This is a genomic window from Cytobacillus sp. FSL K6-0129 (assembly GCF_038007625.1).
In the GTDB taxonomy this organism is placed as follows: Bacteria; Bacillota; Bacilli; order Bacillales; family Cytobacillaceae; genus Cytobacillus; species Cytobacillus kochii.
Genome location: NZ_JBBOXM010000001.1, coordinates 4,665,601 through 4,685,766 on the forward strand (window position 1 = coordinate 4,665,601; position 20,166 = coordinate 4,685,766).

The following is a 20,166-nucleotide window of genomic DNA, read 5'->3' on the forward strand; positions in this document are numbered from 1 at the left end:
GCAGTCCCATTTGGAGGTTTCTTATGAAAAGAATTCAACTAATATTTTACATCATGCTATTATTTTTCATTGCTGGGTGTGCAGGCGGACAGACTGCAGGTGAAGAGAAGGAAGCGAAAGATGAAGGTCAAACAGAAGAGGAAAAAGTAAGAATTGTTGCAACAACTACTGCTATAGCAGAAGTGATGAACGAACTGGAGCTGGATTTAGTCGGAATACCTACCACTTCATTTCCACTACCTGAACGATATCAAGATGTTGTCGAGGTTGGAAATCCTATGAAGCCTGATATGGAGGTCATTAAAACATTAAATGCTGATAAGGTTTTATCAGTGACTACATTAGAATATGACTTGAAGGACTCGTTTGTAAATGCAGGAATTGAAACAGAATTTCTCAACTTTCAAAGTGTAGAAAGTATGATCACAACAATCAAGGAATTAGGAGGTACATATCATCGTGAAGCTCAAGCAGAAGCTCTATCTCAAAACGTTGAAAGTAAAATTGAAGAGATACAAGAAAAAACCGCACAATATCAATCTCCAAAAGTACTAATCTTACTCGGGATTCCTGGAAGCTACTTAGTGGCAACAGAAAACTCTTATGTAGGTAATTTAGTGAAGGTTGCTGGTGGTGAGAACGCAATTACTGGCTTTAACGAAGAATATATATCAGCAAATACAGAGTATTTACATGAAGCAGATGCTGATGTCATTTTGCGATTATCACATGGGATGCCCGATGAAGTAGTTGAAATGTTTAATAGTGAGTTCAAAGACAATAATATTTGGCAACATTTTAATGCAGTTAAAAATAATCGCGTATACGATCTGAGGGAACCTTTATTTGCCACAACCGCTAATTTGAATGTAACAAACGCACTTGATGAGCTTGTAGACATACTATACGTAGATTAAAAGGAAGAAGCTTATGAATAAAAAAAATTTCTATTTTGTAATCGTGACCATTCTTTTGTTAGTAGTGACGGGCTTTTCTGTTTTAAGTGGAAGTGTATCTGTCACGATCAAAGAATTAATAATGGACCTGTTTTATGGAGGAAATGAGGAAGTAGCTGTCATTCGCGATTTACGCTATCCCCGCATTATCGTTGCAATGTTTGCTGGTGCCGCCCTATCAGTAGCGGGTGTTCTGTTTCAATCAGTGATGAGGAATCCATTAGCTGATGCAGGGGTCATTGGGATTTCTGCCGGGGCGAGCTTCTTTTCTTTGTTTGGTATGTTGTTTCTTCCGGGCTTATATATAAGTGGGCCGTTATTTGCTTTCATTGGGGGAAGTATCGCTTGTTTTCTCGTTTATTCTATGAGCTGGAAATCAGGATTAAGTCCTTTACGTATTATCTTAACGGGTATTGCTGTTAGCGCAATGTTTACAGGATTAAGAGAAGCACTCTTAATGATCTGCAGTTATTTCAATATCGCCCTCGGTCCATCTAATAGCTCTACGTTAACAATGAAAACATGGGCAGAGGTTGAAATCATTGTCATGTACGGCATTCTTGGTCTCGTGCTAGCATTCTTAGTCAGTCCATGGTGTAATCTATTGGCATTGCAAGATAAAAAGGCTAAGAATTTAGGTATGAATGTCAATGTCTCAAGAATAATGATATCAGCCATCGCTGTACTTTTAGCTGCAGTTGCAACGTCTGTTGCCGGAGTCATTGTATTTGTTGGCTTACTCGTTCCTCATATTGCTAGGCAATTAATCGGTACGGATCATAAACGATTAATCCCATTTTCTGCTATTGCAGGTGCATTATTAATTTTGACGGCTGATACACTAGGTCGTACGCTAATCGCTCCACTAGAGATACCAGCTTCGACGATTATGGCTGTCATCGGTGGGCCGTTCTTAATATTTCTATTAAGAAAGAGTGATAAAGTTTATGGAATTTAAATCCATCCAATTTTCATACGATAAGGAAAAACAAATATTAAAAGACAATACTGGGGTTTTTCCAGCAGGGAAAATCTCTACCATTATAGGGCCTAACGGGTCCGGTAAATCAACGCTATTATCATTATTAGCAAGAGATGAAAAGTTGACAGCTGGATCGATAATGATCGATGGCAAACAAATACACCACTTTAAAGCAAAGGAGTTCGCAAAGTTAGTAGGAACAGTCTACCAGCAAAATGAAGCGCCGATAGATTTAACAGTAGAGAAGCTCATTGCTTTTGGTAGATTACCATATAAGCGAGCCTTTCAAAAGTTGTCCTTAGAGGATGAGGAAGTCATCGATTGGGCAATTTCATTAACCAAGCTTGAAGACAAACGAGAGCGGCAGTTGAATCAATTATCTGGCGGTGAACGGCAAAGAGTTTGGATAGCGATGGCGTTAGCGCAGAAAACAAAAATGCTTTTCCTTGATGAGCCAACAACGTATTTGGATATGTATTATCAGTTGGAATTATTAGAGCTGATTCAATTACTTAACCGAGAATACGGTTTAACGATTGTGATGGTTCTTCATGATATTAATCAGGCAGTACGCTATTCTGATCAGCTTATTGTCATGTGTGATGGTGAAATTGTTGCATCTGGTCTGCCCCCAGAAATCGTCAACGAATCCTTAATTAAAGATATATATGGCGTAGATGTTTGTGTAGAGCATAATATTCGTACGGGACTGTATTTAGTTCCTTTAGGAACATGACAATGAAAATGCTCAAAACATTAGTTAACCTTTTGGCTATTGGTGTTTTCCTCTATGCTGGTTCACAACTTTTTCTCATTTTTTATGACTATTATGAGAACAGGCAAAACATGAATAATGTGCAAGAGATTTATCGGGCAGATGAACATGAGCCAAATACGCAAACAACGGGATTAAGAGCGCAGTTTGAACCATTAAAAGAATTAAATGAAGATATTATAGGCTGGATTACGGTTGACGATACAGCGATTGATTATCCGATATTACAGACACGGGATAATGACTACTATTTAACAAGAAATTACTTGCGAGAAGAAACTAGAGCTGGAAGTATCTTCATGGATTATCGCAATAATATCAGCGATGAGGAGGATCTTAATACGGTCATATATGGACATCGAATGAAGGATGGTACAATGTTCGCTGGTTTGAAGAAGTATTTGGATTCATCTTTCTTTAATAAGCACCAAGTCATCTATTACGATACGCTTTATCAAGGCTATGATTTGGAAGTTTTCTCTGTTTATCAAACGAAGACTGATTTTTATTATATTGATACAGATTTTTCATCTGACAAAGAATATGGCGACTTTATTCATTCGCTAAAGGAAAAGTCTGTACATGAGACAGATGTGCAAATAACAGGAAATGATAGAATTGTCACCCTTTCAACTTGTGATTACTCTTTAGATCGAACAGAAGGAAGGCTAGTTGTCCATGCGAAGTTAGTAGAAAGGGGATAAAAAGTGATGAGAAAATGGTTAGGCGCTTTTTTGCTTGGCACATCCATTAGTTTAGTAGGCTGTGGTGTACAAGATACAGAACATGCGGTCTCCTCTTCAGTAGAATCGTCATATACAATAGAAGATTTTGCTGGTAGGGAAATCGGTTTTGTTGAGGAGCCGACTAAAATAGCCGCATTAAGCAATGGTGATGTCGATATTATTTATTCATTGGGAGAGAAGGTAGTTGGCAGACCGAATGCCGATACGTGGATTAAAGAAGCCGAGGGAGAACAACAAATTGGCTCCACACATGAAGTTAATTTAGAAAGAATAGCATTACTGAAACCTGACGTAATATTAGCCAATCGAACGTTGAATGAAAAAGATGTACCTTCATTGGAATCATTAGGAGCAGAAGTAATTTTAACAGAAGCTAATTCAATTGAAGACATAATGAATCAAATTTCACTTTATGGATCGATGTTAGATAAAGAAGAAGAGGCGAAGAGTGTAAGGTCAGATCTAGAAACGACGTTAAAAGAGGTAGAACAACCATCGACTGCAGTTCGCGTTTTACTTGTTTATGGTGCGCCAGGAACATATATGGCCGCTCTACCGAATTCCTTAAGTGGGGATATCCTAACATATGCAGGCGGTGAGAATATTGCTGCAGATTATCAAGCGTTAGAGAGTTTCCCACAATATGCGCAAATCAATACGGAGAGAATTATTGAAGCAAATCCTGACTTTGTCATGTTAATGACCCACGGGAATCCCGAAGAGGTGAGGGATGGGTTTATAAAAGAAATGCAACAAAATGCAGCTTGGAACTCTATTGAAGCTGTGAAAAACGGCAGAATTGAAGTGTTACCTGCTGACCTATTTGGTACAAATCCTGGCACAAGGGTTGTGGAAGCAGTCAGTTTTCTCTCAGAGAAGTTGAAAGTGAAGTGAACCATCATTGAATGTAGTAAAAAATAGGAAAGTCGTGTTGACTTTCGTGGTCCTAATTGTCCTTACACTACTATCTATCTATGCAGGTATTTCCTTCGGAGCTATTTCCATACCGTTAGTTGAAATCCTCCAAGCTTTTCAAGGAAATGGGGTGGAAATGTATCAGACGATTATATTCGATTTACGTTTACCAAGGGTACTAGTTGCTTTACTAGTGGGCGCATGTCTTGCTGCCTCGGGGGCTTTGTTGCAAGGTGTGATGAAAAATCCATTGGCAGACCCGGGGATTATTGGTGTTTCTGCTGGTGGCGGTTTACTTGCTGTCATAACGATGCTCGTTTTTCCTGCTTACAGCTATTTATTGCCGGCAGGTGCATTTATTGGCGCATTTCTAACAACGATACTCATCTATTTACTAGCATGGGAAAAAGGCGCTTCTCCAGTGAAAATTATTCTGGCAGGTGTAGCAATGAATGCCCTTTTAGGTGCGTTAATGAATGGTGTTATGGTCATATATAGTGACCGAGTGCAAGCTGTTCTCTCGTGGTTATCTGGTGGCTTAAATGGGCGCAGTTGGTATCATCTTGAATTCATGTTGCCATATGCAGTTATTGGTCTACTGCTTTCTTTTTTTGCTATTAAGAAAGCGAATCTTATGCTTTTGGGTGACGAAACAATAAAACTACTTGGTCAAAATGTAGAGTGGGCAAGATTGCAAATGATATTACTGGCCTCTTTTTTAGCAGGAACCGCGGTCAGTGTTGGAGGGTTAATTGGTTTTGTTGGTCTAGTCGTACCTCATATGATTCGATTAATTATTGGTGAAGATTATCGCTATCTTTTACCATTTTCAATCCTAGGTGGAGCTAGTTTAGTAGCTTTTGCCGATACTGTAGCAAGAACATTGTTTGACCCAATTGAGTTACCTGTTGGGATATTGCTCGCTTGCATAGGTGCACCATTCTTTCTTTATTTATTAAGGAAGAGGAGGGTTTCTGCATGATAGATTTGCAGCAAGTCGCGTATAAGCAAGGGAATTTTCAATTAAAAGATATCCATCTGACATTTCCAACAGGGCAAATTACAGGGATTGTCGGACCGAACGGATCGGGTAAATCGACACTATTAAAATTGGTAGCGAAACTTATATCCGCTAACCGAGGAGATATTCTTATAAATCATGAGAGTATCAATAACTATACAAGAAAGAATTTAGCGAAAGAGTTAGCTATGCTCGTTCAGCTAAAGGAGGGGATGCCGGGGTTCTCAGTGCGACAAATGGTTGCGTATGGAAGAACACCTTATCAAAAAATGATGAAAAGTGAGAACGTAGAAGACAATGAAATCATTGATTGGGCAATGAAGGTAACTGGTATTACTCATATGAGCGATCGTCTTGTGCAAACATTATCGGGAGGAGAACAGCAACGTGTCCGCATTGCGATGGCACTTGCTCAAAAAACGAATATTTTGCTCTTGGATGAACCGACGACTTACTTGGATATCGGACACCAAATTGAACTGATGTCATTGCTAAAAGAACTGAATCAACAGTTTAAAATGACCATTGTCATGGTACTTCATGAGCTCCAATATGCAGCGATGTATTGTGATTCAATGGTAGTTCTGCAAGGAGGGGAAATTGTCGCAACCGGTCTCCCCAAGGAAATCCTAAATGCAGAATTACTTAAAAAAGTATATAAACTTGATGCTGATGTAATATTTGATGGTAAAGTGCCATTAATTAAACCAAATCAATTTTAAGGGGGAACCTGAGATGTATATTGTAACAAATACTGTTCACCTTCAACCAGGAAATGCTGATATGTTTGTTGAGAGATTTAATCGAGAAGGTAAGGTAGAAACGATGCCGGGCTTCGTTGGTTTAGAAGTTATGTTAACGGAAAATACGAAAGAGTATGAAGAAATAACTATTGTTACAAGATGGGAAGATCCAACAGGCTTTAAAGGATGGATGAAAAGTCGAGAATTTAAAGATGCCCATGCCCATAGAGGCGGAATCCCTGAATTTATTATTAAAAACAAAACGACTTATTATCAAGTAAAGTTACGTCGCAAGCCAAGGATAGAGACAGAAAGCTCTGTCGGGTAAATGTACTTAGTTCCTTACAAAAAGATTGTAAAGACATCCTATTTGGGGGTGTCTTTTTTTTGAATGTTGAAATAATCAAGAGAGTTAAATTTTCATTCACTGAGTATAGACAATAAGCGTTTAAAGGGGGTCAACCTGACTTAGAAATACGTGTTTCTTCATAAAATAACTTAGTGTTCTGGGGCATTATAATAAATATGAATGGTAATCTGTACATTATTTGAGCTCCTCTTTCTTCTTACTTGTCTACGACCTGGATGGTAAAAGCGTAAGTGACCGTTCCTTCCTTCCAATGAGCAATAAGGTGATAATAATAGATCCCTGCTTTTGATGGTGAGGTTATTGTCTCTTTTGTCATATCTTTTGAGGTTATCATTTCATCATCTGTCCATTGTTCAATGGTGAAAGTATGATAGGTGGGTTTACATTTAAATTCAATGTAAATATCTTCATTAGGGGAAACGATTGTTGGCTTATGGACTTTGGCCATTTCTATTTGTGATGAGTAGACAACATCTACACATATCTCACTATTGAGACTATGCCAACAATAAGAACCTTGATTAGAAGGTATTTTATCTTTACCTACTGTAATGATAGGTACTGGTGGAGTAGAGTTTCTAAAAAAACAAGAATACTTGTTAGAACCAAAATGATAAAAACTAGACTTCCAAAAACCACTTCAAATAAATCCCCCCTAATAATACTTTTTTCATTAGACGACCAAATTCGTATTTCGTTACAGCCAACGACATTTCTTTGTAACTCTTTCGTAGTTTCTAGAAATTAAAATAGAGTGAGTAGATTTAAGGAGAAAAAAACGTAAAAAAATTATGCAATTTATTGGCAATTAGTTTATTATGAGTATGTAAGGTATTTGACCCTGTACCAAAAGAATCAGTACTAGCAGCTGGTTATAGTATTAGTGGATCATACGGCAGGAGAACTTACCTTATATGTGCCATCATCTTATGAAGGGAGTGATTAAGTTCCGTTAATGGTGATGTTGCATGACTGCACGCAAGCTGTTAGTCAATTTGCGACATGTTAAAATGAATGCGCTTTCATAAGGGGTTTTCTCGTTTTATATCCTAATAAAAGTGCTTCTGCTAATAACAATACTTGTTGGAATTGGTTTGAAGAGAGAAAAAATATAAGACTACTGAAAATGAGGTTCTTTTGCTCAAGGTAACTATTCAAAAGTTTTTGTAGGGAGCTCGTTGCTGATGGGGGAGGGGGGAGTAACAATAAAAGTGGTTGGCAAGTGGATGTATAAAGGCACGTATCGAGGCATCATTTCATTGGATACAACGAGTGTACAAGAAGGTTACCACATAGCGAAACCCCAGGTGTGCCTTAAGCAATTGACAGAGGGGTGTACCATACCATAGCTTAGATTTAAAAGTAGGGATATTGGATTATGCCATGAATTAATATACAACTGTTACGGCGTCTTATATAGGACAAGCTACTATCCAACAAGATTCCTACGTAGATTATTCCAAGCAGTTATTAACTGTAGAAGATTACTACAGAAAAAGTACAACTTCGCTTAAAAGCGAACGCACGGCAGGATTCAATGCAAACGATGTAGAATTGTATGTTGGGAAAAGGGTATCCATTAGCTGATCATTTTTATTCAATAGTGGTAGTAATATACATTAAATTAATTGAAAATTTATAATAATTAATTATATATTAATTGTAGTTCCAATTTCATGGAATTCATTCTATTTTTTAGTGTCAGATAACATAAATTTTTGGAAAATAATAAAAAGTTCTTGTCTCCTTAGTATTATATGTATATAATTTAATGAACCAAAGCACCAAAGCATAAAAGCGATAAAGTAAAGGGGATGAATGAATAGTGAAAAAGAAAAATAGGTGGAAAACATTATCGACAGCTGGATTATTAAGTGCATTAATATTGGCAGGATGCGGAAACTCTGAAGAAACAACGAATGAGGCAAGTGGAGAAAGCGGTGAGAAAAGCTATCAAGTCGGTATCACGCAAATCGCTGAACATCCAAGTTTAGATGCAGCATCTGTTGGCTTTCAACAAGCATTGAAGGATGAGGGATTAGAAGTAGAATTTGATACACAAGTTGCACAAGGAGATCAAAATAATAATCAATCGATTGCGAACAACTTTGTAAGTGATCAGGTGGATTTAATCTTTGCTAACTCTACACCAAGTGCACTAGGTGCATTAAATGCTACAAAGGATATTCCGATTGTGTTTACTTCTGTAACAGATGCTGTTGGTGGCGGACTTGTTGATTCTATGGAAGCACCTGGCGGAAATATTACAGGCACATTAGATAATCACCCAGATGCCATACCGAATACAGTAGAATTCATAAACAAATATTTTGATATTGAAACAATTGGCGTTGTGTATAATTCGGGTGAAGCCAACTCTGTATCGCAAATTGAGACAGTGAAAGAAGTTATAGAAGGAACAGGATTGAAATTAGCTGAAGCAACTGTTTCAACATCAGCTGAAGTAAAACAAGCTACAGAATCATTAGTCGGTAAAGCAGATGTCCTTTATATCATTACAGATAATACAGTAGTAACAGCTCTAGAGTCAGTCGTTCAAGTGGCAACAGATAAGAAAATTCCACTTTTTGTTGGTGAATTAGATTCTGTCGCTCGTGGCGGATTTGCTGCATACGGGTTTGATTATAATGATATCGGTTATGAAGCAGGTGTGATGGCAGCAGAAATATTAAAAGGTGAGAAAGAAGCAGGCGAAATGGATGTACAATATCCACAAAATCTAAAGCTTGTTATAAATAAGGAAGCGGCTGAAGCAATGGGTGTTGAACTAAATCCTGAATGGGAAGAATCTGCGGAATTTATTGAATAATGACAGGTATCTTAATCAGCACGACAGATGAAAGGGAGAGAGCATAATGCCTTCAGCAATATTTGGCTCCATTGAAGCAGGTGCAATTTATGCATTAATGGCGTTAGGGGTATATTTATCTTTTAGAGTATTAGATTTTCCTGATTTAACTGTTGATGGTAGTTTTGTCACTGGTGGAGCAGTTGCTGCCGTTTTAATTGTAGGAGGAACGAATCCATTCTTAGCAACAATTTTAGCTTTCGTTGCCGGTTTCCTAGCTGGCAGCGTGACAGGATTACTTCACACAAAAGGAAAGATCAATCCTTTATTATCAGGGATTATCATGATGATTGCTTTGTACTCTATTAATCTACGCATTATGGGTAAGTCGAATATCCCACTATTATCAGAGGAAACCGTCATTACAAAACTAACTGATTTTTGGCAAGGATTAGGTTTAGATAACGCCTTAGCTTTCATTGGCTTTGTGCCAAAAACATGGGCAATCTTAATTCTCATGCTGATATTGGCTCTTTTTGTCAAAGTAATTATTGATTGGTTCTTGAAAACTGATATTGGTCTGGCCATTCGAGCAACAGGTAATAATGAAACGATGATTCGTAGCTTTTCAGCGAATACAGATACATTAAAAATATTAGGTCTAGGGCTATCTAACGGTTTGGTAGCTTTATCAGGTGGCTTAGTGGCACAATACAATGGTTTCAGTGATGTCGGCATGGGTATAGGCATGATTGTTATTGGGCTTGCTTCTGTTATTATCGGCGAAGCGATTTTTGGTGCAAAAACAATTGTTCGAGCAACATTAGCTGTTATCGGTGGGGCGATTCTGTATCGTATTATTGTTACATTAGCGCTACGCGTGGAGTTCTTAGAAACGGGAGATATGAAATTAATTACGGCATTGATTGTCGTCTTCGCGCTTGTACTACCGAAGATTCTTGAGAAGCAAAAAGAGAGACAACGAAAGAAAAAACGAATGCTTCAAGCAGGAATGGAATAAGTAGAAGAGAGGGGTGACGACATGCTTGAATTAAATCAGATTCATAAAATCTTCAATGAAGGCACACCAGATGAGAAGATTGCACTAACACAGATGAATCTCGATCTTCATCAAGGCGATTTTATGACGGTCATTGGTAGTAATGGGGCAGGAAAATCTACTTTAATGAACATTATCTCAGGGAAGTTAATACCGGATGTCGGTCAAATAATTATTGATAGAAAAAATGTATCGAATGTAAAGGAAAATAAACGGGCACGTCTAATAGGGCGCGTATTCCAAGACCCAATGGCAGGGACTGCACCTGCAATGACGATCGAAGAGAACTTAGCCATTGCCTACACAAGAACGAGATCACGCGGCTTGCATATAGGCGTTTCGAAGAAAAGAAAATTGTTTTTTCAAGAAAAATTAGAGATGCTTCATTTAGGTTTGGAAAACAGACTGCAAGCAAAAGTAGGTTTATTATCAGGTGGTGAGAGGCAGGCATTGTCTCTTTTGATGGCAACCTTCACAGAACCTAAAATCCTTTTATTGGATGAGCATACGGCCGCTTTAGATCCATCCCGGGCAGAATTGATTACGAATTTAACGAAAGAAATTGTTGCTAAATACCAATTAACGACATTAATGGTAACTCATAATATGCAGCAAGCGATCGATCTAGGAAATCGGTTAATTATGATGGATAAAGGCCAGATTATTTTTTCTGCGGATGAGAAGCAAAAATCGCAGCTTACGGTTGAAAAATTATTAAATGAATTTCAACAAATTCGTGGAGAAAAAATGAACAGTGACCGTGCAATACTTGCATAAATGAAGATTTTAGTGTGAGAAAGAGTCCGTTAGTGGACTCTTTTTTTTGTGGTGGGGACTTGATTTTTGTTCTATCAATAGATTGTTTATAAATACGATAGCAGGGTGATTTCTATTTAATGATTTTGTCTTGGTGAAGGAATGTTGCGGTTGATCAAATCTTGTAATGAAACTTGATCTAAGATAAAGGCAATTTCTTCACGCAATAGTGCCCATAGTGGCTGAAGCACACACCCTTGATCTTCTAATGGACAATATTCATAAGCGGTGATACTGACACAACTCATCGGTGCAAGTGGACCTTCTAGTTGACGAATGACCTCTCCTATATTAATCTCATGACTTTCTTTCTTTAACATATAGCCCCCGTAGACACCTCGTTTACTTTTTACATAACCATGGCTTTTTAAAAGAAGTAGAATTTGTTCCAAATATTGAACAGGTACTAATGTTTGAGCTGAAATGTCTTTGATGGTTATAACAGTTCCTTCATTATTCCCGAGAACAATTAATGAACGCAGCGCATATTCACCTTTACTCGATATTTTCAAAAGTTCGGCCTCCTGTTAAACATCTTATAAAAGGGTATTAGTGCTTTCAGAGAATTATAACCTAGGCTTCTACTCATTTTCTTGCATTCTAATCACGAAAGTACAAGCTTGTCATATTGTATTTTAGAAAGTTGAGAAAGTCGATCAACTATTCATAGAATTGCATGTAAAGGAGCGATTTACACCGTGACATTTCAAGAAAAAGTTCGCCAAGTTTTACAAGAAAAAGAAGTGCCTTTAGATAAGGCGATTCGTTCATTAAATATTTGTTCAAAAGAGTTGGAGCCTTATATTACACAACCGCAAGGGATGTTAGAGTATGGGAGAAACGTCATTTATCGCAATCAGCAGGTTGAGGTCATTGTTGTTTATCTTCCGCCATTTGCTAAAACGCTTGTCCACGATCATGGTTTTTCAAAAGGAGAAGTTTATGTTGTTCAGGGAAGCTTACTTAATCTCATTTATCATAAAGATTTATCGGTTAATAAAATTGAGTCATATAAGGCAGATGAGTCTTTTCATGTACAAGGGGATACCATTCATCTCATGTTTAATCCCACACCATTTGAGGTCATTAGTTTTCATGTGTATTCACCGCCATTAGCACATAATCAGACTTATCCTGCTGAAGGGAGAGAATAAGCTTGTTTATTGAAAGCTTAAAGGATGGCAGAAATGTGTGGTTGAACGGTAAAAGAATTGATATTACCGAAGATACAAATTTTAGAGGTACGTTGACGACGATTGAATCCTTGTTTTCGCAATTAACGAACCCAAAGTTACAGCCATTAATCGGTTATTTTGATGATGATTTACAGCAATGGGTGCATAAGGCTTTTTATTTGCCAAGAAATATCACTGAATTACAGGAAAGGCGCACGGCTTTTGAGGCATGGGCGAAAGATACGAACGGCATGATGAGTCGACTTTCCGATTATGCCCGTTCGCGAGTGGCAGGCTGGTATGCAAATAGAGAAGCGTATCGTGAATTAGATCCGCATTTCCCAGGAAAAATAGAGGCTTATTATCATATAGCCAAAAGAGAAAATCGTTTCATTGCCATTGTTCAAAGAGATCCGCAAATCAACCGGAGTGCTAATGAGTATTATAATACGAAAAAGTTAGGTTTATTGAGAATAACAAAAAAGACAAACGAAGGCGTATATATTAATGGGGCTAAGATGATTGGCACTTCCGCACCTTATGCCCATGATATTATTGTTTATCCCTTAGCACCTTTAGATGAGGCGAAGAAAGATTTAGCGCATATGCTGATTGTGCCCGCAAATGCTAAGGGCTTGCATATGGTTTGTCGTGAGTCTTTTGCAGAAGCGTCGCAAGTTGAACATTCCCTTAGTGCACAATACGATGAAATGGATGCGGTCCTGATTTTCGATGATGTCTTTGTTCCGTGGGAGAGAGTTTTACTGCATGATAACCCTATTGCTTTAGCTCAGTTAAAAGTTGATTCTATTTCTAATAGCTTAGCGTATCATCAAGCCATTGTGCGCTTGCAAACGAAGTTATCTTTTATGGCAGCAGTAGCAAATGCCATGGCACATGTGATTGGAGCAGATGGCTATTTACATGTACAAGAAAAGCTAGGGGAACTTATTATCCAAATTCGCACAATTGAAGGGTTAATCATTGCCGCTGAACAAAATGGAAAGTTGGAGAAAGACATTTATATTCCAGATTTTAATTATATTCAAACAGCGAGAGTACTGGGGACGAAATATTATCCCAATGCAGTTGAAATCATTCAATTAATAGGTGCTGGCGGCTTGATACAATTACCTTCGTCCATGGCCGATCTATCAGGTCAAATCAGTCAGTTGACACAACAGTATTATAAAGGGAAGAATGCTACTGCAGAAGAAAGGACGAAGCTATTTAAATTAGCTTGGGATTTAATAGGTTCACCTTTTGGTTCTCGTCATAAATTATACGAGCGCTTTTATTCTGGGGATCCGATGCTGCAAACAGCAGATATGTGGCGGAAATATGATAAAAAAGAGTGGACGAGACAGCTAGCTCCCTTTTGGAAAAACTGTTAGTAGAAGAAGCCTAAACATTGAAATAGCCACCTGATAAAAGGTGACTATTTTTAAATTACCTCACAACCTAATTCTTTAACAATAATTTCATGAATTTTCTTTTACCTACTGAAACAATCATATTATGGCTAATCGTAGTCGTTTCCATATCAGTGATGATTTTTTTACCATCTATTTTAATTGCGCCACCAGCAATCATTCTTTTAGCCTCGGATTTTGAAGGCAGTAAGCCTGTATCTACTAACAATTGCACAAAGGTGATAGAAGTTGGGCCAGTCCATGTCATTGTCGGCAGTTCTTCAGGTACTTCTCCTTTTTGGAAAATCGTAATAAATTGTTGTTCTGCTTTTTCAGCTGCCTCTTCATCATGGTACATTTGTACAATTAGCTTTGCTAATTGCATCTTTACATCACGTGGATGGAGGGTTCGCTTAACTAGCCCTTCTTCTATCTCAGTTATTTCTTCAGGTGTAAGTGGAGTAATAAGTGTAAAGTACTTCACCATGAGTTCATCCGGAATGGACATCGCTTTCCCGTACATTTCGTTTGCTGGTTCATTAATACCGATATAATTATTCTTCGATTTTGACATTTTCTCAACGCCATCTAATCCTTCAAGTAGTGGCATCAGCAGTGCAATTTGCTTAGTTTTTCCAAATTTCTCTTGAAAGTGCCTACCCATAAGGACATTAAAGTGCTGATCGGTGCCCCCTAACTCAATATCACATTCAAGCACAACAGAATCGTATCCTTGCATGACTGGGTAGAAGAATTCGTGTAAAGAAATCGGCTTCCCGAAGGCAATTCTTTCTTCAAAGTCATCACGTTCCATTAAACGGGCAATGGTAATTTTACCTGCTAATTGAATGACATCATCAAACTTAAGTTGAGAGAGCCATGTTGAATTATAATGTAATTCAACTTTTTCCATATCGAGTACTTTACCAAATTGCTCAAAATAAGTTTGGGCGTTATGCTTCACTTCTTCATCGGTTAACGGCTTTCTAGCGATGGACTTACCTGTTGGATCACCAATCTTACCAGTAAAATCCCCAATTAATAATTGAATCGTATGACCATTATCTTGGAATTGCTTTAACTTCTTTAAAACAACCGTATGACCTAAATGAACGTCAGGAGCTGAAGGGTCTAAGCCAAGTTTTATCTTTAAAGGTTTATTTAATAAAATAGATTTTGCTAACTTTTCTTCTAATTCTTCAGTGGGTATTATTTCTTGCACACCTTGTTTGTATAACTTTAATTGTCTCTGTAACTCTTTTAATTGCTGTTCTGATAATTTTTCTTTCACAATTATTCACATCCTTAAAAAATAATAAAAATCCACATCCCTGATAAAAGGGACGTGGATTTCACGCGTTACCACCCTAATTGAGAAGTATAATACTTCTCCACCTCAACATTTAACGAACGTAGCCGTTCATTGCAAGTAGCAATGAAAGTTCAAGAAGTTGTAATTCGCTTCATCCTTTATACCGACTCTCAGTCATTTGTCGGCTCTCTGTGATAGGGAGGAGGTTGCTACTAAGACTTCTATCATCACTTTTTCTTTATTAAAATTTATTGTCTTTAATGAGCCGGTAAAGGGTTGCAGCTAATTGCTTTTGATCGTCCGTTTTTAACCCTTTAACAATGGAGATTTCTCCCTCATGAAATTCGGGATAAAGCTCTTCAATGACGTCTCTACCCTTAGGTGTAATCACAACAAAAGTGTTTCGGCGATCTCTTGGGTCGGTTTCCCTTCTGCAAAATGACTTATTCTCTAATGTACGCATAATATTACTGATTGTTGCTTTTGATACACCTGCAGAAAGGGCAAGCTCTTTTGTTTCCATTTTTCCATATATCCATAAATCATAAAGAATCGAAAAGGAAGTCCAAGAGATTTTATGCTTGGCTAACACTTCTTGCTCTAGCTTATTTTTAATGCCTTGGCCAATGCGATATAGGCTAGTGACTAGGGCTATTGCATTTGGCTCTATCGTTGTTTTTTTACTTATCTTTTGAATGACCGTTGACTCTTCAGGATGCAAATAGCCATCTTCGTCTAATTGGTGAATAGGATCACCCCTCTTTTATTTTCAGAATCATTAGCTATGAAATGATTCTACAAAAAAAGAAACAGAATTGCAACCCTTAAACTTAAGGGTAATACAAAACTGTTTGATAAATAATCATATCTTCCCCAATATTGCGATACGTATGAGCTTTGTTGGCGGAGAAACGGATGGAATTACCTGGTTGAATGGTGTATTGTTGTTCATTAATTTCAAGTTGTAGTGTACCAGTAATCACCGTTACATACTCTTCAACACCTTCATTATGTTTTTCTGATAGATGTTCATAACCTGTCTCAATCTCGACAGTAAAAATTTCAAACTTTTTCCTTGGGTCAAATGGGAAGACCGGATATACGCGATATTTCCCACTATACTCCATAATGGGGCTTATATCATGGCGATTAACCACATGAATAGGAGACTGCTGTTCCTTAATTAAAGATGAGAAGGAAACTTGTAATCCTGTGGCAATCTTCCATAATGTTGTCACTGTTGGGTTGGATTCACCACGTTCTATTTGCCCAAGCATCGCTTTACTTACATTAGTTAAGTTTGCTGTAGTATCTAGACTTAAACCTCGTGCTTTACGTAGATTTTTTAAGTTAACACCGATATTTTTTTGAATATTATCCATAATTCCTCCGAAAATGATTGTTTATTATAACGTACGAATGTATAATATATTGTACAAATAACTAATCAGTTTATTTATTCAATATTATACTATTTTTTGGGATGAAGGGTAGGGAGAAATCTTGGCGGAGCTATTGTTACAAACAAGAGAAGTACCATTTCGAAAAGGGGTGCAGGCTGGTGTAAGTATTGCGATTGGTTATGCCCCCGTTGCACTTACGTTTGGCTTATTAGCAAAGACAACAGGTTTATCTTTTATAGAGACTGTACTTATGAGTATGATTGTTTTTGCAGGTGCATCACAATATATGGCACTTAGCTTAATTAGTTTAGGGACGAGTACTTTCGAAATTATTTTTACAACTTTTATTGTTAATATTCGCCATTTTCTGATGAGTACAGCGCTTAATGAAAAAGCCGAAGATGACAGACTAATGAAAAAGGCACTCTATTCATTCGGCATTACAGATGAATCTTTTTCAGTTATTGCTACAAAAGATGGCGTGCAAAAAACTGGTTTTATTTTAGGTGTGAATATCATTGGGTATATGAGCTGGGTTACCTTTACTGCTCTTGGGTTCGTCGTTGGTGCAAACTTGCCACAAGTGTTACAAGAAAGCATGACAGTTGCGCTATATGCAATGTTTATTGGTCTACTTGTCCCTTCGATGAAAGGCAGTGCTAAAGTTGTTTACCTTGCTGCTATTGCTGCCGGATTAAACACTATTTTTACCTTTACCGGTGCACTTTCAACAGGATGGTCAATTGTTATAGCAACTTTAATTTCTTCCGTTCTTGTTGAGGTTATAGAAGGAATGAAGAGGGAGGATCGGCAAAATGAGCAATGAAGTACTTTGGTTAATTATTGGCATGGGTCTTGTTACATATCTTCCAAGGGTTGCGCCATTTTTACTTTTTAAAGGAAAGGAACTGCCTATATTTGTGCAATCTGTTCTGAAAAATGTTCCTTATGCGACTCTCGGTGCTCTTATTTTTCCTGGGGTTTTGCTTATTGGAGAAAGCATCTGGTACGGCTTACTTGGTGCAGCGATTGCGTTTATTGTTGCTTATATTGGCGCGAATGTAGTCTTTGTTGTCCTTAGTGCTATTATTGTTTTGTCAGGTTACTCCTTATTCATCAGTTAGTTATTTCTTTCCTCTTTTTTGCAGTTCTAAATATGGAAAAGTATACTAAACTAAGTATGAAGGGTTGTACTTTTTTCATTGAGATTAAAGGAGGGAACAAATTGGCAAGAAAAATTGGTCTTTATGGCATTCTTGGCTACTTTTTATATGGTTTATTCTTTTATTGGTATTTATTCCATTTTGCAAATACAGATTTACCATTCGAGTATCAAGGTACAGTTGCTGATCCTGCCACTTTTTTAAATGGTAGAGAACTTGTATTAACTGAGGAATATTCAAAAATACGTAATTTACTATTTTTCTTGTCTACACCTTTTGAATGGATGTTTTACTTATCAATTCTTTTATTGGGGTTATCTGGTGCATTTAAAAAATGGGCTGAGCAATCTTCTAAATTCAAATTTGTGCAAACGTCTATTTATGTTGCTTGGTTGTCACTATTCGCTTTTATCGCTACGACACCACTCAGTTATATCAGTTATCATTTTTCAAAGCAGTACAATATTTCTACGCAAAGCTTTGCTAGCTGGATGAAAGATGAACTTATAGACTTTTGGGTGAACTTTGGCATGATGGTGCTTATCGTTTATGTATTGTATCTGCTTATTAATAAAAGCAGGAAGCGGTGGTGGCTATATGCTTGGATGTTAACCGTTCCTTTTTCATTGTTTTTAATGTTCCTTCAACCAGTGGTCATTGATCCGTTATATAATGATTTCTCTCCTTTAAAGAATAAGGAATTAGAGAGTAAAATATTGGCGCTTGCTCATGAAGCAAACATCCCAGCTGACCATGTGTTTGAAGTTGATATGGCGGAGAAAACGAATGCTTTGAACGCTTATGTTACTGGTATTGGATCAAATTCCCGGATTGTTCTCTGGGATACAACATTAAATAGATTAGATGATGACGGTATTTTATTTATTATGGCACATGAAATGGCGCACTATGTTGAGAAGCATATATATATTGGCATAGGCGGATATTTATTATTATCTTTAGTTGGATTGTATTTAACTTATCGCATAATGGAATGGGCGGTAACGAAGTATGGAGATGCATTGAAGATTCCAGCAGTAAATGATATCCGTTCATTACCATTATTTCTTATAATTATTTCCATGCTTCTGTTCATTTCTAGTCCGTTGTCCAATTTAGTTTCACGCTATCAAGAAACAAGAGCGGATCATTATGCAGTTGAATTAACAAAAGATCCAGAAGCGGGGATCGAAACTTTTCAAGAGCTTACCAAAGCTGGTCTTAGTCAAGTGAATCCACCATTACTTGTGAAGGTATTTCGCTATGGACATCCGACAATGTTGGATCGAATCATTGACTTAGAAGAATATCAAATAAAACATCGAGACGATGAATAGATAAAAAAGAGGTACCATTTTGTGCACACAGCCTTTTGCATTTGCAACGGGGGGTGTGTATATTTTGTTTTTTTAATTTTTTCCCTTCCTTACCTTGATTCCCAGTATAATTCAAAAATAAAAAATCCCCCATTGGTGGTGGAGGATAATAGGTTACGAGCCATATTCTTTTTGCAGTTGAATATATTCATTTGATAGTGTAATGAACATTTTTTTATTTTTGCAGTCTAATGCTTTATCTAATTTCACTTTTACAGCTTGCAGTTTTCTGTTTAGGATAGCGTCGCTAATGACCATGTCGACATATAAGTCTAAAACAAATGCTTCTTTCTTTCTTTTGCGTTTCATGGCGCTTGCTTTCATTAATTCGGCGTATGATTTTTCTTTCATAAAAATCACCCCAATGGCTTTTTATTAGTATATGTAAAGAATTGTATTTATTCAACTTATTTTTGAATTTTTAAAAAATTAAATATATTATTTTCAAATAAATTGTCAATTAAATAGGAAAAAAGACTGGTTATCATCTTCTCTTTCTGGTAAAATAGAGCTAATTTTAAAAATATTTAGTTTATTTTTCAAAAAAAGTAAAGGGGTGTACCGTTTTATGGCTGAGAAGGAAACGATGATTGAAGAGTATGAAATTAATACAGAAACAATGATGATTTTGCCTATTGAATATGGTAGTAAGATTTATTCTCATATTTATGAAATCGAAGGTGAAGCGGTTTCGCCTTTTAAACCGCTTGAAATTATTAAGAAAAGTTGTCGCTTTTTTGGTGCTAGCTATGAAGGTAGAAAAGAGGGGACAAGACAACTGACAGGTATTACACATAAAGCACCTATTACGATTGATCCCACTAATCTCATTTATTTTTTTCCCACAGCTTCTGCTACAAACCCCAACTGTATATGGATATCTAATGAGCATGTGCTCCATTATCGTCCGCATGAGGGAGGACAAACAGAAGTAACTTTTAGAAATAGGCGTACGCATATTATCCCTGTTTCACATAACATATTTCAAAATCAAATTCTAAGAACCGTTCTGTTAAAAGATACGTTATCGAGCAGAATTGAAGAAACGGAACGAAAATCGCTTTACTTTCTAAAAAGGAAAAAAGCTGAGAAAGTTTCAGAAAACATTAACTTCCTTCGCAGATTATGATGG

23 protein-coding genes and 1 other annotated feature are annotated in these 20,166 nt (G+C 37.1%); of the genes, 17 read left to right on the forward strand and 6 right to left on the reverse strand.

The features are described 5' to 3' along the window. The first annotated feature begins 23 nt into the window (after window positions 1–23). From isdE to isdG, 8 genes are read left to right on the forward strand one after another with little or no spacing between them, the layout of a single operon-like run. On the forward strand, window positions 24–917 hold the full coding sequence (gene isdE, locus MHI57_RS23535; protein ID WP_095369884.1) for a heme ABC transporter substrate-binding protein IsdE: 894 nt from the start codon (window positions 24–26) through the stop codon (window positions 915–917). A gap of 13 nt (window positions 918–930) precedes the next feature. Then, entirely contained in the window at window positions 931–1,914 is a 984-nt protein-coding gene (locus MHI57_RS23540; protein WP_095369883.1) for a FecCD family ABC transporter permease, read from the forward strand. Continuing rightward, window positions 1,904–2,674, forward strand: coding sequence for an ABC transporter ATP-binding protein (locus MHI57_RS23545; protein ID WP_095369882.1), 771 nt, complete (start codon window positions 1,904–1,906; stop codon window positions 2,672–2,674). The genes MHI57_RS23540 and MHI57_RS23545 overlap by 11 nt, the downstream gene beginning before the upstream one ends. A 2-nt stretch (window positions 2,675–2,676) precedes the next feature. Further along, entirely contained in the window at window positions 2,677–3,417 is a 741-nt protein-coding gene (gene srtB, locus MHI57_RS23550; protein ID WP_233435273.1) for a class B sortase, read from the forward strand. Window positions 3,418–3,423: 6 nt separating this feature from the next. Continuing rightward, entirely contained in the window at window positions 3,424–4,353 is a 930-nt protein-coding gene (locus tag MHI57_RS23555; protein WP_095369880.1) for an ABC transporter substrate-binding protein, read from the forward strand. Window positions 4,354–4,390: 37 nt separating this feature from the next. Further along, window positions 4,391–5,356, forward strand: a complete 966-nt coding sequence (locus tag MHI57_RS23560) for a FecCD family ABC transporter permease (RefSeq protein ID WP_322909144.1) — start codon at window positions 4,391–4,393, stop codon at window positions 5,354–5,356. Then, the gene (locus MHI57_RS23565) at window positions 5,353–6,117 is read left to right on the forward strand and encodes an ABC transporter ATP-binding protein (RefSeq protein ID WP_095369878.1); all 765 of its coding nucleotides are present in this window, start codon (window positions 5,353–5,355) and stop codon (window positions 6,115–6,117) included. Before MHI57_RS23560 ends, MHI57_RS23565 begins: the two co-directional genes overlap by 4 nt. Before the next feature lie 13 nt (window positions 6,118–6,130). After that, window positions 6,131–6,466 (forward strand): heme oxygenase, encoded by a 336-nt coding sequence (isdG, locus tag MHI57_RS23570; protein WP_095369877.1) that lies wholly within the window; start codon window positions 6,131–6,133, stop codon window positions 6,464–6,466. 238 nt (window positions 6,467–6,704) lie between these two features. Here isdG and MHI57_RS23575 read toward each other — a convergent pair whose 3' ends face one another. Further along, on the reverse strand, window positions 6,705–6,956 hold the full coding sequence (locus MHI57_RS23575) for a hypothetical protein (protein WP_340978402.1): 252 nt from the start codon (window positions 6,954–6,956) through the stop codon (window positions 6,705–6,707). A 1,374-nt stretch (window positions 6,957–8,330) separates the two neighbouring features. Between MHI57_RS23575 and MHI57_RS23580 the strand changes: the two genes are divergently transcribed. The 3 genes from MHI57_RS23580 to MHI57_RS23590 are packed head-to-tail and all read left to right on the forward strand — an operon-like array spanning window position 8,331 to window position 11,154. Beyond that, the gene (locus MHI57_RS23580) at window positions 8,331–9,338 is read left to right on the forward strand and encodes an ABC transporter substrate-binding protein (protein ID WP_095369874.1); all 1,008 of its coding nucleotides are present in this window, start codon (window positions 8,331–8,333) and stop codon (window positions 9,336–9,338) included. 46 nt (window positions 9,339–9,384) lie between these two features. Then, window positions 9,385–10,338 (forward strand): ABC transporter permease, encoded by a 954-nt coding sequence (locus tag MHI57_RS23585; RefSeq protein ID WP_095369873.1) that lies wholly within the window; start codon window positions 9,385–9,387, stop codon window positions 10,336–10,338. 21 nt (window positions 10,339–10,359) lie between these two features. Beyond that, the gene (locus MHI57_RS23590; RefSeq protein ID WP_095369872.1) at window positions 10,360–11,154 is read left to right on the forward strand and encodes an ABC transporter ATP-binding protein; all 795 of its coding nucleotides are present in this window, start codon (window positions 10,360–10,362) and stop codon (window positions 11,152–11,154) included. Window positions 11,155–11,270: 116 nt separating this feature from the next. Here MHI57_RS23590 and MHI57_RS23595 read toward each other — a convergent pair whose 3' ends face one another. Next, the gene (locus tag MHI57_RS23595) at window positions 11,271–11,705 is read right to left on the reverse strand and encodes an RrF2 family transcriptional regulator (protein WP_307317969.1); all 435 of its coding nucleotides are present in this window, start codon (window positions 11,703–11,705) and stop codon (window positions 11,271–11,273) included. A 186-nt stretch (window positions 11,706–11,891) separates the two neighbouring features. On the opposite strand from MHI57_RS23595, the gene MHI57_RS23600 reads away from it, so the two are divergent. Then, window positions 11,892–12,347, forward strand: a complete 456-nt coding sequence (locus MHI57_RS23600; RefSeq protein WP_157733746.1) for a cysteine dioxygenase — start codon at window positions 11,892–11,894, stop codon at window positions 12,345–12,347. Window positions 12,348–12,349: 2 nt separating this feature from the next. Beyond that, window positions 12,350–13,762 (forward strand): 4-hydroxyphenylacetate 3-hydroxylase family protein, encoded by a 1,413-nt coding sequence (locus MHI57_RS23605; RefSeq protein WP_340978404.1) that lies wholly within the window; start codon window positions 12,350–12,352, stop codon window positions 13,760–13,762. Between the two features lie 67 nt (window positions 13,763–13,829). Here the strand turns inward: MHI57_RS23605 and tyrS are convergent, their stop codons facing one another. The 3 genes from tyrS to MHI57_RS23620 all read right to left on the reverse strand — a co-directional run bounded on the left by tyrS (window position 13,830) and on the right by MHI57_RS23620 (window position 16,474). Beyond that, a complete protein-coding gene (gene tyrS / locus MHI57_RS23610; RefSeq protein ID WP_322909669.1) occupies window positions 13,830–15,077 on the reverse strand; it encodes a tyrosine--tRNA ligase in 1,248 nt (415 codons plus the stop codon). 39 nt (window positions 15,078–15,116) lie between these two features. Further along, window positions 15,117–15,329: a binding site (T-box leader), on the reverse strand. A gap of 4 nt (window positions 15,330–15,333) precedes the next feature. Beyond that, window positions 15,334–15,813, reverse strand: coding sequence for a MarR family winged helix-turn-helix transcriptional regulator (locus MHI57_RS23615; protein WP_340978405.1), 480 nt, complete (start codon window positions 15,811–15,813; stop codon window positions 15,334–15,336). A 109-nt stretch (window positions 15,814–15,922) separates the two neighbouring features. Next, complete coding sequence (locus MHI57_RS23620) at window positions 15,923–16,474, reverse strand: helix-turn-helix domain-containing protein (protein WP_095369866.1); 552 nt, start codon at window positions 16,472–16,474, stop codon at window positions 15,923–15,925. A gap of 121 nt (window positions 16,475–16,595) precedes the next feature. Here MHI57_RS23620 and MHI57_RS23625 point away from each other — a divergent pair, with 121 nt between their 5' ends. The 3 genes from MHI57_RS23625 to MHI57_RS23635 all read left to right on the forward strand — a co-directional run bounded on the left by MHI57_RS23625 (window position 16,596) and on the right by MHI57_RS23635 (window position 18,995). Further along, on the forward strand, window positions 16,596–17,321 hold the full coding sequence (locus tag MHI57_RS23625) for an AzlC family ABC transporter permease (protein WP_095369865.1): 726 nt from the start codon (window positions 16,596–16,598) through the stop codon (window positions 17,319–17,321). Continuing rightward, window positions 17,311–17,619 (forward strand): AzlD domain-containing protein, encoded by a 309-nt coding sequence (locus MHI57_RS23630; RefSeq protein ID WP_095369864.1) that lies wholly within the window; start codon window positions 17,311–17,313, stop codon window positions 17,617–17,619. The genes MHI57_RS23625 and MHI57_RS23630 overlap by 11 nt, the downstream gene beginning before the upstream one ends. A 101-nt stretch (window positions 17,620–17,720) precedes the next feature. Continuing rightward, window positions 17,721–18,995, forward strand: a complete 1,275-nt coding sequence (locus tag MHI57_RS23635) for a M48 family metallopeptidase (protein WP_095369863.1) — start codon at window positions 17,721–17,723, stop codon at window positions 18,993–18,995. Between the two features lie 153 nt (window positions 18,996–19,148). On the opposite strand, the gene MHI57_RS23640 is transcribed toward MHI57_RS23635, so the two are convergent. Beyond that, window positions 19,149–19,385, reverse strand: a complete 237-nt coding sequence (locus tag MHI57_RS23640; protein ID WP_095369862.1) for an IDEAL domain-containing protein — start codon at window positions 19,383–19,385, stop codon at window positions 19,149–19,151. A gap of 217 nt (window positions 19,386–19,602) precedes the next feature. On the opposite strand from MHI57_RS23640, the gene MHI57_RS23645 reads away from it, so the two are divergent. Continuing rightward, window positions 19,603–20,163 (forward strand): competence protein ComK, encoded by a 561-nt coding sequence (locus MHI57_RS23645; RefSeq protein WP_095369861.1) that lies wholly within the window; start codon window positions 19,603–19,605, stop codon window positions 20,161–20,163. Window positions 20,164–20,166: the final 3 nt, after the last annotated feature.